This is a genomic window from Nocardia sp. CA-119907 (assembly GCF_050955995.1).
Classification (GTDB): Bacteria; Actinomycetota; Actinomycetes; order Mycobacteriales; family Mycobacteriaceae; genus Nocardia.
Genome location: NZ_CP192091.1, coordinates 2,967,578 through 2,980,492, shown reverse-complemented (window position 1 = coordinate 2,980,492; position 12,915 = coordinate 2,967,578). Strand labels below are relative to the sequence as shown.

The window sequence follows — 12,915 nt, the reverse complement described above, 5'->3', positions numbered from 1 at the left end:
CGGCAACCTTGTGGGAGGCGCGGCAATACGATCAGGAAGAAAAGGGTTCCCAACGCCAGCAGGTGGGTGTGGACCACGGCGAGTTCGCTTTCCGGTGAACTGGTGGGCTTTGGTGAGTTCGCGGTAGAGCAGGCCCGAGGGCAGTCCCAGTGCGGCGTAGCCGACGGCGGCCCAGTAGAGCTGTTTCATCGAGTCCTCGTTCGTGAAATATGGTGCGGTCGTTCGAGGGGTGCAGACGTCAGGCGGGCTGCGTGGCGTGCGCTGGGGCGGCGGTCTTCTGGGCCTTGTGCGCCTTGCTGGTTTCGCGGAGGATCAGCAGGCCGGCGGCCGCGATCAACGCCGAGGTCAGGCCGTGGACGCCGAACGCGGTGGCCGTGGAGCCGTGGTGGGCCAAGACGTTGACCATGTCGCCGAGTGGGGCGACGGCCGTCATCAGCAGGATCCAGCCCAAGGCACGGCGCTGGTCGGTAACCAGCAGGATGCCCGTGCCCAGGCCCATCGCGAGTTCGCGGCAGCCTTTCACGATGAGGAAGCCGCTGCCGTCGCCGGAGGGCCAGCTCGGCAGGCCGAAGCCCGGGGCGGCTGTCGCGGGAGCCAGGACGAAAGAGATCCCGAGGTAGAAGGTGAACAGCACGGTGGCGGTGGCCAGGACGGTGTTGAGGTTCTTGCGCGACATGGTTGTTCTCCTGTGACGTTCGGACGGTGAGCTGTTGCCCGGCAAGGCATTCGGCCCTGCCGGGGGTACTGCCCGGCCGGCTGCGCTCTCGTGCGAGCCGGCCGGGCGCTGAATCTTCCAGTTACCGATCGGCGGTCACTGGGACAGCACGTCGCCGGGGCCCAACTCGAGGGTGAGATGGAAGATCATCGGTCGTGCGGTGAGGTCGAGATCGTTCTGGATCCGCAGAGTCAACTCACGCCATTCCGGAGTGGCGAGGGCGTTGCGCAGGGCGGTGCCGCTGTCCCAGTCCCCGACGTTGACGAAAACCGCCTCGGCCGCCTCATCGGCCGCCTGGAACATCCGGGTTCGGCGGAAACCGGACGCGGCCGCCATGTACTGGGCGCTATCGCGCCAGCGCTGCAGGAACAGGTCCCGCTGTGCCGCGGGTACGGACATCGTGTTGATCACTGTGACCGGGGCGTCGGTGTCGGGGACGGCCGGGTTGCCAGGAGCTGTCATATTGTCACAGTAAGTGACAGTCTATTTAGATGTCAATCCAGTTAGATGTCAATCCTGTTATGTGGCAGTCATGTTGGGTTGCTAGTGTGAGGTCATGATGAACCGGCCGCTGGACTCGCGTGGGGTATTCCTGTTGTCGCAGATCGGTCATCACGTGGCGTACCGGTTGACCGAGCAGCTGGCGCGGTTGGATCTGGATCCGGCCCACTTCGCCGTCCTGGGCCACCTGGCGGCCGCGGATGGCCGCAGTCAGCAGGAACTCGCGGATCTGCTGCGAGTGCACCGCAACGCGATGGTCGGACTGGTCGACGAGCTGGAGGAGCGCGAATTGGTGACCCGGCGCCCGCACCCGGTCGACCGTCGCGCACACGCGGTCCACCTCACCGATCACGCACGCGAGGTGCTCGAGGCGGTCGAATCCGAGGCAGATGCACTGGAATCGGAAATCCTCGCACCACTCGACGAGACCGAGCGAACCCTGCTGCTTCCCCTACTCCACCGCATCGCCGCACACGCGGGCCTCCCTCCCGGAGTACACCCCGGCCTGCAGCGACGGCGCCGCGCACGCCGGGAAACACGGTGAACTCAGCCCGCCAAGCACCCCCCCCCGAGCACCTGGCTCGGACCATACTCAGCGCACGGCTTCCGGCCCCTGGGCGCCGGACGGGCGTGCGCAATTGCCGCTTATCGCTCGATTTTCCGCTGCTCGCAGCCGATGCAGGCCGAACTAGGTGTTCGGTCGTCGAGCGCCTGGTGCGGCCTGATCGTGTTGTAGATGATCCGGAAGGGGTGGACCTCCATGTCGAGAGCATCGCCGTCGGCGATCGCCCCGCGGAACAGGTGCTCGTATTTCCAGGTGCCGAAGAACCGCTCGATCACACCGTTCGTCTGGGGCGACCGGACCCGGGTGCGGACGTGCCGCAGTAGCGGATCCGACCCCCCGGCGAACGCGGTCTTGAAAACCTCTCCACGGAAGCAAGGACCGTTGTCCGACACCACCGCGATCGGCGCAACCCTGCCAGAAAGTTCGACTCACTAGAAAGTCGAGTATCGAACATACGTTCTATGTTTGAGGTAGGCTGCTGCGGGTGAACATACATTCGACCGCGCTGGCGCCGGATGCTCGAACACCAGGATGGCCGGAACTGGCCGATGTCGACTTGCTGCGCACCCTCGTCGAAACCGAACGCCGCCGGAGGCGACTGGATGCTGCCATGCGCGCGGCCGTCGCCGAAGCCGAGCGTCGTGGCCTCGCCGCAGACACCGGCTATCGGGACACCGTCGAGCTGTTGACCGACCTGTTGCGGATCAGTGCTGACGAAGCGCGCCGGCGAATCGAATACGCGGCTCCGCAGGTCCGCTCGCGTACCAGAAAGATGTGGAGGGTGCTGGCGGCCGCGAGCTGAGGCCGAGCCCGGGTGCTTCGAGCTCTGAAAGATCAACGAGCCGAGCTCATCTCGACCGGACGAACGAGGATCGAATTCGAGCATGGCTGTGATGTTCGAAGTTCATGCATGGATCACGCGGTAACGCAGATGTGTGGCGTCGCGGCCTTCGAGCGAGCGGCCGAGTTCTAGTTCGATGTGGCCTTGTCCGGTCGGTTCGAACAGAATCCGGGCTGCGCGGAAGCCACCGCCAACTACGTCGACGCCGACTACCGATTCGACGCCCTCGAAGGCGCCAGCCACTGGTTACCCGAAGAAGTCCCCGAGCAGATCCTCCCCACGATCCTCGACCATCTGGCCGTCCACAACACACTCCCACCCCGATCTTCGTCCGCAGGATAGCTCGCTTCTACTCGTCACCGCGAGATGGTGAACCTCAGTTGATCATCTGCGAGTCCCTCGCTCGATGTTTTCATTTGCGACAGAGGGAAACTCATTGCCGTGGGCCTCGACTATTCTGCGAACACTCGACGACGCCCGCACGCTGCGATCCCGACTTGACACCGCTACCTCGGCGTCGTCATTGGCGCGGGATTCCTCGAGATGGAAGTCGCCAGCGCGTGCACTGCCCGCCATATCCCGGTGACGGTGGTCGACGTCGACCGACCCTTGGAACGCATCCTCGGCGCATTCCCGGTCCGAGCTAGTCTGCGCGCGCGCCGAACACCACGGTGTCCAAATCATCCAGACCACGGACTTCGTTCCCCCGTTGGTGATCCGATCCGCGGGATAGTCCTACCCGACGGCACCGAACTCACCGCCGACCTCGTAATCACCTGCGCTGGAGAAACACCGAACACCAGCTGGCTGCACGGCACCGGTCTAGCCGACCACCTCGGGATCGGTATCGATAATGCCTGCGCGACGGTTGTCCCCGGTGTCTACGCGGCAGGGGACGTCTCCTACCTCTACTCGCAGGACCGACGTGCTCCGTTCTGGTCGAACGCAATCGCTCGAGGCAAAGCCGCCGCAGCCTCAGTCGTCGGTCTCACACCCATCGGAGCTCCGAACGACGACTACTTCTGGACCGAACTCCTTGGGCTGTCCATCAAAGTCGTCGGCCCACTACCGCTGACCGGCGAACCCACCCACATCCAGGGAAACCTCGCCGACGGATCTGCCTTGCTCACCTGGAACGACGGCGGCGGACGCGCGACCGTGGTCGCCTACGGCATACGCAAACCGGTCACCCGGCTGCGAGCCATGGTCGATTCGCATCGCAACTCTGAACCGAAGCCAATTCCACAAAATGGTTCGGCCGTGCCAGTAACCATCATCGTCGCTATGTATTCAACGGCAGATCAGTACGGCGGTCTCGGTAGCCGTGTTGACTCCGCGTCGCGGAGAACATAATTGCCGCTACCGACAACGTCGTGATGCTGATGGTCGGCCGGGCAAATACCCGCGGCCCCCGGAGAAATGCCGTTGTAGTACAAGCCAGAACATTTGCGGCACCAGCGCCAGTTGGTATCTCCTCCCGGTCCGTCTCGAAAAGTGAAGTCTTCCAGCCGGTAGTTACCAGATCCAAAATAAACATGGCCGGGAATAAGATGCGGTGAAGGACACACCCCGGCACCGCCGTTTCCCAGGAACCAAAGCCCCTGGCAGTTCTCACACCAACGCCAGTCGGATTGGCCCTGTCCGCCGTCAGGGTCTTCCTTCAGGATGAAGTCGCCGGTCCCATCGTCGTGGTGGCCGCCGTCCAAGATATCGCCGGCCGGGCAACCGCCGCGGGTGCCGTTACCCGAGAACCACAGACCACTGCAACGCGCACACCTCTTCCACAGGCGCTGTGTGGCCGAAGCTGGCGCGGCGTTCTCTATCATCAAAGGCCCAGCTATAGCGGCCATTCCGACGCCTACTGCGATCCGCAGCATTTTGCGCCGCGTTGTGAATGTCGCATCGCTGGTCGTCATCAGATCCACGTTCCTCCCAGACAGCGGATTCTCCGGAGTCGTTTCTCCGATCCACGATGCTAGCGCCAAATCGGCGCAATCACAGCGCTTTTGGGGCTCCTTCACCTGTCAGGGCCATTGACGACAACAGCCGGAAGCTGGACCATAAGACGGACCCGTCCGGCAGCGGTATCGCCTCGGCACTACCAGTCAGGGCACGGACAGCCGGTAGCGCCCGCTGTAGCTGGGTCAGCATCGCCGGGTCAGGCTCGACCGCGATTACGTTGGCGTCCAGCGAGACTAGCGTGCCGGTCAGCTTGCCGGTTCCCCGAGATCGAGGACTCGCGGGCCAAGTGCGGGCTCCACCGCCCGCCGCGTCGCGGATAGGGGCGCATGGAACATGATGCGCGGCAACGTCATGCCTCGTCGTTTGGCACAGCGGCGGTCGCCTATGCCGAGCACCGCCCGGACTACGCGCCTGCTGCGGTGCGCTCAGGGCAGCAGAGCGCACAGAACGTCGCGCAGTCCTGCGTTCGATGACAAGCACAGCATATTTTCGGCGCAGGTGGATTCGTAACGGATCGTGCAAGGGTTCGCCTCTTTTAGGCAAGGCTATTCGCTAACGAACTGATTTAATGTTGGCGCCTTTGAGCATCTGCCCTGAAGCCCGCTACACCGAGGAGGTACGACGAATGGAATCCTCGCCGAGATGCTGATTCACATCAATGGTCTTCCCTACCCTGCTCAACCTCGTGTTCTCCATTGTCTTGCGTGCGGCACTCTAATCCGACAGCGTGCGCCGCGAGTACAAAGCCGCTACCTCCCGAATGATCACACAATGGATCGAGCCTCAACTGATCCATGCAATGATCCGCGCCCTCAGATGGCGGATGCGTTACTCGAGAAAGGTTAGGTTGCCAAATTGGACAATCCGTTCGGCCCCGTGGGCACCGCGCGCTACGTTCTGTTGACGAGTTTCAAGAAAGATGGGTCGCCGATCTCAACCCCCGTGTGGGCGGCGCTCGATAACGGCAAGCTCTATGTCTCGTCCGAGCCCAATGCCGGAAAGGTCAAGCGCATTCGACGCAATTCCGACGTCACTCTGCAACCATGCAATGTCCGCGGCAAGACGCACGGCGAGATCGTGAAAGGTACCGCCGTTCTGCTCGACGAGGCCGCCAGCGTCAACGCCCGCAATGTGGTCAGGCGCCGCTACGGGATACAGGGCTGGATCGCCTACCTCGCCAGCCGGTTGCAGCGCGGCAAGTACGGCAACATAGGCATCGAAATCACCACAGCCTGACCGCTGAATCGGTGCCGGGCCGACGACCCGAGGCGTTCCGCGACAGACGCAGTCATCGCCGAGGCCCCGGTACCCGGTCCGATGCCGCCATCTCGACCAGCAGAGTCGCGGGCCCCGTATGGCGGTCGCATGTTATTGCCGAGCGGATTACCTGCAGGTCAATCGCTTTCGGATCGGGTGCGGGATGCGAATCCCATTGCGTCCTGGCTGGGTGGTGCGCCGAAGAGGCGGCGGTATTCCCGGCTGAACTGGGAGGGGCTGTCGTAGCCCACGAGATATCCGATGTTGGTGACGTCTTTGGGATTTGCCGCCAGCAGGAGTCGGGCTTCGTGAAGTCGGATTTTCTTCTGGTACTGGACGGGGGTCGTTCGGGTGACGGTCCGGAAGTTGCGGTAGAAGGCCGAAGGGCTCATCCCGATGAGTTCGGCGAGGTCTTCCACCAGGAACGGCTCTCGGTAGTGTTGCCGGATCCAGTGCACGGCTTTGGCGATCGGGGAGAGCCTGGGATCGGCGAGTCCGATCTGGCGGACCGTTGCGCCGTGCTCGCTGGTGATCAGTCGCCACAGGATCTCCCGTTTCACCAGCGGTGCGAGGACGTCCCTGTCGCGTGGCTGGTCGAGCAGGCGTACCAGCCGCACGGTGGCGTCGAGCAGTTCGTCCGAGGCGGTGCTGAACGCGATTGCCGGTGGCGCGGTGTCGTCGGTATCCGGAATGGTGCCGGGGCCAGCCTGCAACACCAGCTCGGCGACCTCCGAGGCTTGCAGTAGCAGGCACAGGCCGAGCACTGGCCGTTCCGGGGTGGCGTCGGTGAATCGGCATTTGAGGGGCATGGCGATGGACGTCACCAGGTATTGCCCGGCCCGGTAGTCGTAGACCTGCTCGCCGTAGGCGAGACGTTTGGCGCCCTGGGCGATCAGCGTCATTCGGGTTCTGGCCATCGACGGCGGTGCCGGCAAGTCCGACTCCTCCCGGCCGACCAGCAGGTCCTCAATGGCCGTCGCTCCATCGTCTCGAGCATGGCGGGCCAACAGTATGCAGAGCTCGTCGAGCAGCATGGGCCGGAGTTTAGTGCGCCAGGTGTGCGCGGACGATGACGAATTCCACCGCGGCGAATGAGAGGAATTCTGACGGACGGATGGGAAGGTCTTTCAGGGCGATGGAGAGCACCCGCCCGGCGAACCCGAGGAAGATCGGCACCGCCAACAGGTAGATCAGTGGACCGTGATCGTGATCGCGGACAGTGACCCCTGCCCATACGAACATGGGAGCCCAGCCGATGTAGACGCCTGCCATGAAGCGGTGGATGTGGTCCGCGATCCCATCACCCCCGCGGGCTCTCTGCACCAACCGCAGACCGGCGCCGGCAACGATTACAGCTGCGGTCAGCAGCAGACACACCATGACGGTGATGTTGGAGGCGGTGAAGGAAGCGTGGCCGTCTGCCAGCGTCAGTCCTAGTGTGTCCATAGTGGATTCGTCCTTCCGGTCGTAGGTCGGCCGCTCGCCGTCGCGCGGTTGTTCAGGCTTGCTCGGTGGGGCGGACGAGCAGTTCAGCGACGGCGACGTGCCGGGGGCGGGTGACGATGTAGCCGACGGTGTCGGCGATGTCCTCGCCCTGCAGGCGTTCGATGCCGCCGATGCCGGCGGCGATCTGCTCCTGGACCGCAGGCGCATTGTGCGAACGCAGTTCGGTGTCGACACTGCCCGGCTCGATCACCGATACACGCACGTGCTGACGCGTCAGTTCCTGACGCAACGCCTCAGTGAAGGCACCGACACCGAACTTGGTGGCGCTGTACACCGCTGACATACCGAAGGCCATCCGGCCAGCGAGCGAGCCGATGTTGACGATGTCGGCAACCTGACGTGGGCCATCAGCGGCCGCTTTGACCAGGTGAGGGACAGCAGCGTGGGTGCAGTACATCAGGCCCATCAAGTTGATATCGACCATGCGTCGCCAGTCGCTCAGGTCCGCGCCCGGGGCGGGCCCGAGCAGCATCAAACCGGCATTGTTGACCAAAATGTCAAGGCGGCCAAGACTTTCGACCGTCCGGTCGACCGCGTCGGCAGCGGCCTCGGCGTCGGCGATGTCGGCGGGCACGACAACGGCCCGCCCACCCACATCCGAGATCTCCGACGCCAGCTCGGTGAGACGGTCCTCGCGGCGGCCGACCACCGCCACGGACGCACCCTGGCGGGCAAGCTCCAACGCCGTGGCGCGGCCGATTCCGCTGGAGGCCCCGGTAACCAGGGCGACGGTTCCGTCGAGACGACGAGTCATACTTCCTTACCTTTCGAAGCGTGTCGACATTTCTGGGTGCCCCACATCCCGGCCAAAGTGCACAGGCTCGACCCTGCCAATTCGCCACTTTCCCGTTCCAACTCGGATGTCGGTACGAAGTAACGGTCATCACTGATCTTTGGATGCGTTCCTGTGCAGTGACGAACGAGACGACCTATTCAAGCACCGTGACCTGCGGAAACGTTAGAACGATGCTGGCCGGGACTTGCCTGATCCTCGCGTAGGACCCCAGATCCGACACCCAGGTCCTCCCCGATCTCGCTGCCCCGAACCCAAATCGGGATGGGTCCGCAAGATCCACTTCGACTGCATGCCGCCGGGGGCAATTGGTCGGGAGCCGGTTCATTGGCCTGGCTGGCTGTGTGGCTGGTAGCAGTCGTAGTTGCGCTGCTTGATGATTACGACGTCTTGGATAGTGAGAAAGGTGGCGATGTCGGCTTGCAATTGGTCACCTACCTCTTATGGAGTACGCGCGCGTGAATGTGCCGCCTTGTCGGCCACGCGCCTCATGAAGGTGTCCAAGTCGACAACAGCTCGACAGTGAGTTCCTGCTCCGATCAGACCTGATTCATCATGGCAGGACACATCGAAGCGCAGGTTTCGACCGTCGAACTCGGTCAGTGTGACGGTCGCGGTGACGGTCATTGCTTGTGGTGTTGCGGCGACGTGACTGACATCGACGTGAGTGCCGACTGTCCGCTGACCATCGGACAGGTACGGCCGCAACGCGGTGACGCAGGTCTGCTCGATGAATCCGATCATCATCGCGGTCGCGAACACAGGCGGCATGTCCGCAAAGCCCCGCCACTCCGGCGCCACATAGGGGACGGTGTGGCGTTCGTCGACGATCATGGTCTCGCGGTGTGTCAAACCTGACCGTATAGAGGGTGTTCGTTGCGGCGTTGTCAAATGAACCCCAATCGCATGTTGACAGGCCATCTGACCTGACGTGTTGTCGTGGGGTCGCCCCACAGGTCGGCTAAGTCCGCCACAAACGATTGCAGGACTTCGGATTTGTCGGCTTCCTCGGCCCGGCGGACCGCCGACCAAGTCGACAGGTAGCCGAGAAGCTCGTTCAGGTCCCAGTCCTTCGTGATCTGCATAGGCGGCGCCGGATACTCGTCGAATGGGAAGTCGATGTCGGCATAGCCGCTGTCGACGAGCTTGCGTTCCGGTGGCCAGAACGGACCGATCTCGCTGCGGTAGAAGCGTTCGAACCGTTCGTCGAGGTCGCGTTCGAGTTGCATCACCCCGTAGCTGATCAACGCGATCACCGCGTTGTCGACCGCGATTCGGCGAACTTCGGAGTAGAACGCCGGTCGGTCGAACCAGTGCGCTGCCTGGGCCGCCGTGACGAGGGACGCACTGCGATCCGGGACCGGCAGGTCCTCTGCAGGCGCCCGGATGTAACGGATCCGTTCCCGCGGCCGCGCGTTCTCGATCTGGTCGCCGCTGGGATCGACCCCGATCGTGGCATCGAAATACGGAGCTAGTTGCGAGGTCAGTTGCCCACTGCCGCACCCGACGTCGACTGCGAGATCCGCGGAAGGAGCCAGTGACGCGAGGAACATCGCGAGTCGAGCCGGATACTCAGGACGAGAACGTGCGTATGCCCGGCCTCCGCGATCGAACCAGTTCTTCACCGACGTCGCGCCCGCTGACAGCGGTGTGCCCTGCCCGTCTCGCCACTGCCGCGCCTCCTGGAGCCTCGCCGCGAAGCCCTTGCTCTCCAGCGCGGTCGCCGCGTCGCCGAGGACTCGCCGGAGCGGGTACCCGATTTCCTTTTCTAGACCGACGATCGCCGCGAAGGTCACCTCCCAGTGCGGCCTGAGCAATTCGACCAGCTCACGGCCCCTGACGGTCAGGCGTATGCCGCTTTTGCGGCCGTCGGGGAGCTGCTCCCGCACGACCAGACCGTCGGCAACCATCAGCCCAACCGTCTGACTGATGCCCCCCTGCGTGACGTGTGTGAGGGCCGTGATGTCCGTGACGGTCGTCGCGCCGAGGCCCATGGCCCGCAAGACCGGCGTATACCTCGGTCGATACGACATCCCCAGGGAGTCGTACACCTCTCCAGCTCCCCGATCGATCAGCTCGCCGACGTAGCGGAGGAGTTCACCAAGCCCCGGTGCCGGCCGTACCATCATCACACCATAATACATTAGTGCTAATGGACTGTATCGAGGTTCTTCCTGACCGCGGTTCGCCATCTTGGGCTGGACGATGCTCGATGGTTGGCCGGTAGAGGTCATGCAGTTGCCGACTGACCTCGGCGACGGCACCGCCGTGCGCGCGGATCTCGTTCTGCCGCAGATTCGCGAGTACGTGCAGCCGACCGCCGACCGCAATTGCACGAGTAATTGACCGGTCAGTGATTCCCGGCGACCCGCACCGAAATGCCTTGGCGCTCATGGCCATCGGTCAACACCCGGGGTGCGGCGCTGGCGGTGCTGTCCCGACGCAGCCGCGAGAATGTTCAGTGAGGCCGGGTTGCGGTGGTGGTGTTGCTGAAGCGGCAATTCGACTGTCGCCTCCCCCATTTCGGGGAGTCGGCGGCGGCTGGGTGGCACCGGCAACGTCCTGACCGCAGCCATGCTCAACGGCGACGCCTGACGCCGACCACGCGTGGGCCCTCGCTCGCGTCGAGGACGGAGCCGCCTGCCCGCGGCTGGGCGAAGAAGCAGAGTCCCACCCGGCCGAGAATCAGCTGGGCCCCATACGCTTTCAGCGACCTGGCGATCGCATGGTGTTACGGCCTGTAGCGGCCCGCGCAGGTCCTAGGTCTTCGACGCTCCGTTGAGGAGCCAAGTGAAGGCGTCGACGAGGGACGTCTTGTTGGTGGAGTCGGGGTCGACCAGGCGCTGGAGACCGTAGCCGTACGCGAGGGCCTGGAGGGCGGCGGCCAGATGGGGCGGGGCCTCGGGAGCAAGGCCGGCCAGATCGGCTCGGACGCGAGTGAACTCCTCGGCGGCGTGGAGGCGGGCGGAAGGGTTGTCGCGGGCAGCGTTGAGGCAGAACTCCAGCAGAAGCAGGACCGAGTCGCGGTGGTCTTCGACGAAGTCGGCCCACTGGGCACTAGCGGCGGCGACAGCGTCCTCAGGCGAGGCTGTCACACGGCGGACGCGGCGCTCGCTCTGACGGCGCATCTCCCCGGCCATCAGCGTGTGGAACAGGTCTACCTTTCCGTCGAAGTTCGAGTAGATCGCGCCGGTCGACAGCCCGGCTTCGGCGGCGATCTCCGGCACCGAAGCCCCTTCGTAACCACGGCGAGCAAAAACGCGGGCGGCGGCGTCCAGCAGCTTGGCACGGGTCTGCTCCTGACGCTGCCGCCGGGTGGTCGGTGCGGGCAAAACATCCTCCTGGGGTCTTGCGGACAGCATACCAAACTTGAATAATGACCATTCGGCGAACGATCATTATCTGAAAGGGTATTCTCCATGCGAGTTCCCCCCACCGTCGAGGCCGACTGGGACGAGCGCACCCGAACGACGCTCGACCGGCTCGGTCGGCAGAACATCTTCACGACCGTGGCCCACCATCCCGACCTGCTGCACCGCTGGCTGGTGTTCGGCCGACACGTCCTGGCCAGCTCGACGCTGCCGGCACGCGAGCGCGAGTTGGTCATCCTGCGCACCGGGTGGCGGTGTGACTCGGAGTACGAGTTCGCCCAGCATCGCAAGCTGGGCGAGGAGGCGGGATTGACCCGTCCGGAGATCGACAAGGTGGCCTCGGACGCCACCAACTGGCCCGAGCGCGACCTTGTCCTGTTGCGCGCCACCGACCAACTCGTCGCCACCCACACCATGGACGACTCCCTGTGGGCGGCTCTGAGCCGGGACTGGACGCTGCAGCAGGTACTGGACATCGTCTTCGCCGTCGGCCAGTACACGCTCGTTTCCACTGCGCTGAACACCTTCCAGGTCGCCCTGGACGAAGGGTTGGAGGGATTCCCGTCATGACAGGACGTCTGCACGACAAGGCCGCCGTCGTCTGTGGCGCCGGCCAGACCCCCGGCACGACCATTGGCAACGGCCGGGCCACCGCCCTGCTGTTCGCGCGCGAAGGCGCCGAGGTGCTGGCCGTCGACCGGGACGAGAAATCGCTGCTCGAGACCTGCGCGCTGATCTCCGAGTCGGGTGGCACCGCCCGTCCGCTGGTCGCCGACATCACCGACCCGTCCGACTGCGCCGCCATCGCCCGCACCGCGCTGGACGCCTTCGGCCGTATCGACGTCCTGCATAACAACATCGGCATCGGCGCCGGCGACGGCGGCGCGCTCGAGGTCACCGAGGACGCCTGGGACCGCATCCATGCGGTAAACCTGCGCGCCCCGTGGACGGTCTGCCGCCAGATCATCCCGCACATGCGCGAACGCCGGACGGGCGTCATCATCAACGTCTCGTCCATCGCCGCGGTCTGCTCGACCCCGCTGGTCGCCTACAAGGTCTCCAAAGCCGGCCTCAACGCCCTGACCCATGCCCTGGCCATGGAGAACGCCTCCTACGGCATCCGCGCCAACACCATCATGCCCGGCCTCATCGATACCCCGATGGCGATCGAGGGTAGGGCCTTGGCGTTGGGCATGAACCAGGACGAACTGCGCGCGGCCCGCGACCGGATGGTCCCGCTGAACCAACGCCAGGGCACCGCATGGGATGTGGCCCATGCCGCCCTCTTCCTGGCCTCCGACGAGGCCGCCTTCATCACCGGTGCCCTGCTGCCGGTGGATGGCGGCCAAAGCGCCCGAATCGCCTGACACCCCATCGCTGGAACCCGCGTTTCGCAGAATCCGA

The 12,915-nt window shown here is 64.4% G+C and carries 18 protein-coding genes and 1 pseudogene; 7 read left to right on the top strand and 12 right to left on the bottom strand.

The window, feature by feature from the left end:
• Positions 1-93 precede the first annotated feature (93 nt).
• From ACQP2D_RS13115 to ACQP2D_RS13105, 3 genes and pseudogenes are all read right to left on the bottom strand, one after another.
• Positions 94-189 (bottom strand): annotated as a pseudogene (locus ACQP2D_RS13115) (DUF2871 family protein); the annotation flags it as partial.
• A 49-nt stretch (positions 190-238) separates the two neighbouring features.
• Positions 239-676 carry a DUF4267 domain-containing protein gene (locus ACQP2D_RS13110; RefSeq protein WP_433683978.1) on the bottom strand — a complete coding sequence of 146 codons (438 nt, stop codon included), beginning with the start codon at positions 674-676 and terminating at the stop codon, positions 239-241.
• 135 nt (positions 677-811) lie between these two features.
• Complete coding sequence (locus ACQP2D_RS13105; protein WP_433683977.1) at positions 812-1,177, bottom strand: antibiotic biosynthesis monooxygenase family protein; 366 nt, start codon at positions 1,175-1,177, stop codon at positions 812-814.
• 94 nt (positions 1,178-1,271) lie between these two features.
• Here ACQP2D_RS13105 and ACQP2D_RS13100 point away from each other — a divergent pair, with 94 nt between their 5' ends.
• Positions 1,272-1,760 carry a MarR family winged helix-turn-helix transcriptional regulator gene (locus tag ACQP2D_RS13100; protein ID WP_433683976.1) on the top strand — a complete coding sequence of 163 codons (489 nt, stop codon included), beginning with the start codon at positions 1,272-1,274 and terminating at the stop codon, positions 1,758-1,760.
• Positions 1,761-1,861: 101 nt separating this feature from the next.
• On the opposite strand, the gene ACQP2D_RS13095 is transcribed toward ACQP2D_RS13100, so the two are convergent.
• Positions 1,862-2,173, bottom strand: a complete 312-nt coding sequence (locus ACQP2D_RS13095; protein ID WP_433683975.1) for an integrase core domain-containing protein — start codon at positions 2,171-2,173, stop codon at positions 1,862-1,864.
• Between the two features lie 92 nt (positions 2,174-2,265).
• On the opposite strand from ACQP2D_RS13095, the gene ACQP2D_RS13090 reads away from it, so the two are divergent.
• The 3 genes from ACQP2D_RS13090 to ACQP2D_RS13080 all read left to right on the top strand — a co-directional run bounded on the left by ACQP2D_RS13090 (position 2,266) and on the right by ACQP2D_RS13080 (position 3,975).
• Positions 2,266-2,583 carry a DUF222 domain-containing protein gene (locus ACQP2D_RS13090; protein ID WP_245567547.1) on the top strand — a complete coding sequence of 106 codons (318 nt, stop codon included), beginning with the start codon at positions 2,266-2,268 and terminating at the stop codon, positions 2,581-2,583.
• Between the two features lie 183 nt (positions 2,584-2,766).
• Positions 2,767-2,964, top strand: a complete 198-nt coding sequence (locus tag ACQP2D_RS13085) for an alpha/beta fold hydrolase (RefSeq protein ID WP_433683974.1) — start codon at positions 2,767-2,769, stop codon at positions 2,962-2,964.
• 201 nt (positions 2,965-3,165) lie between these two features.
• A complete protein-coding gene (locus ACQP2D_RS13080; RefSeq protein ID WP_433683973.1) occupies positions 3,166-3,975 on the top strand; it encodes an FAD-dependent oxidoreductase in 810 nt (269 codons plus the stop codon).
• Here ACQP2D_RS13080 and ACQP2D_RS13075 read toward each other — a convergent pair.
• A complete protein-coding gene (locus tag ACQP2D_RS13075; protein ID WP_433685991.1) occupies positions 3,924-4,538 on the bottom strand; it encodes a hypothetical protein in 615 nt (204 codons plus the stop codon). The two genes, ACQP2D_RS13080 and ACQP2D_RS13075, sit on opposite strands and share 52 nt — an antisense overlap.
• A 79-nt stretch (positions 4,539-4,617) precedes the next feature.
• Complete coding sequence (locus ACQP2D_RS13070) at positions 4,618-5,028, bottom strand: class I SAM-dependent methyltransferase (RefSeq protein WP_433683972.1); 411 nt, start codon at positions 5,026-5,028, stop codon at positions 4,618-4,620.
• A 411-nt stretch (positions 5,029-5,439) separates the two neighbouring features.
• Between ACQP2D_RS13070 and ACQP2D_RS13065 the strand changes: the two genes are divergently transcribed.
• Positions 5,440-5,820 (top strand): PPOX class F420-dependent oxidoreductase, encoded by a 381-nt coding sequence (locus ACQP2D_RS13065; protein WP_433683971.1) that lies wholly within the window; start codon positions 5,440-5,442, stop codon positions 5,818-5,820.
• Positions 5,821-5,978: 158 nt separating this feature from the next.
• Here the strand turns inward: ACQP2D_RS13065 and ACQP2D_RS13060 are convergent, their stop codons facing one another.
• The 6 genes from ACQP2D_RS13060 to ACQP2D_RS13035 all read right to left on the bottom strand — a co-directional run bounded on the left by ACQP2D_RS13060 (position 5,979) and on the right by ACQP2D_RS13035 (position 11,472).
• Positions 5,979-6,875, bottom strand: a complete 897-nt coding sequence (locus ACQP2D_RS13060; protein WP_433683970.1) for an AraC family transcriptional regulator N-terminal domain-containing protein — start codon at positions 6,873-6,875, stop codon at positions 5,979-5,981.
• A 10-nt stretch (positions 6,876-6,885) separates the two neighbouring features.
• Positions 6,886-7,287: a DUF4345 family protein gene (locus ACQP2D_RS13055; protein WP_433683969.1), complete on the bottom strand. Its 402-nt coding sequence runs from the start codon at positions 7,285-7,287 to the stop codon at positions 6,886-6,888.
• A gap of 52 nt (positions 7,288-7,339) precedes the next feature.
• Positions 7,340-8,101, bottom strand: a complete 762-nt coding sequence (locus tag ACQP2D_RS13050) for an SDR family NAD(P)-dependent oxidoreductase (protein ID WP_433683968.1) — start codon at positions 8,099-8,101, stop codon at positions 7,340-7,342.
• A 480-nt stretch (positions 8,102-8,581) separates the two neighbouring features.
• The gene (locus tag ACQP2D_RS13045) at positions 8,582-8,992 is read right to left on the bottom strand and encodes a thioesterase family protein (protein ID WP_433683967.1); all 411 of its coding nucleotides are present in this window, start codon (positions 8,990-8,992) and stop codon (positions 8,582-8,584) included.
• Between the two features lie 35 nt (positions 8,993-9,027).
• Positions 9,028-10,374, bottom strand: coding sequence for a methyltransferase domain-containing protein (locus tag ACQP2D_RS13040; RefSeq protein WP_433683966.1), 1,347 nt, complete (start codon positions 10,372-10,374; stop codon positions 9,028-9,030).
• A 525-nt stretch (positions 10,375-10,899) separates the two neighbouring features.
• Positions 10,900-11,472, bottom strand: coding sequence for a TetR/AcrR family transcriptional regulator (locus ACQP2D_RS13035; RefSeq protein ID WP_433683965.1), 573 nt, complete (start codon positions 11,470-11,472; stop codon positions 10,900-10,902).
• An 87-nt stretch (positions 11,473-11,559) separates the two neighbouring features.
• Between ACQP2D_RS13035 and ACQP2D_RS13030 the strand changes: the two genes are divergently transcribed.
• Positions 11,560-12,081: a carboxymuconolactone decarboxylase family protein gene (locus ACQP2D_RS13030; protein WP_433683964.1), complete on the top strand. Its 522-nt coding sequence runs from the start codon at positions 11,560-11,562 to the stop codon at positions 12,079-12,081.
• Positions 12,078-12,878 (top strand): SDR family NAD(P)-dependent oxidoreductase, encoded by an 801-nt coding sequence (locus tag ACQP2D_RS13025; protein WP_433683963.1) that lies wholly within the window; start codon positions 12,078-12,080, stop codon positions 12,876-12,878. Before ACQP2D_RS13030 ends, ACQP2D_RS13025 begins: the two co-directional genes overlap by 4 nt.
• Positions 12,879-12,915: the final 37 nt, after the last annotated feature.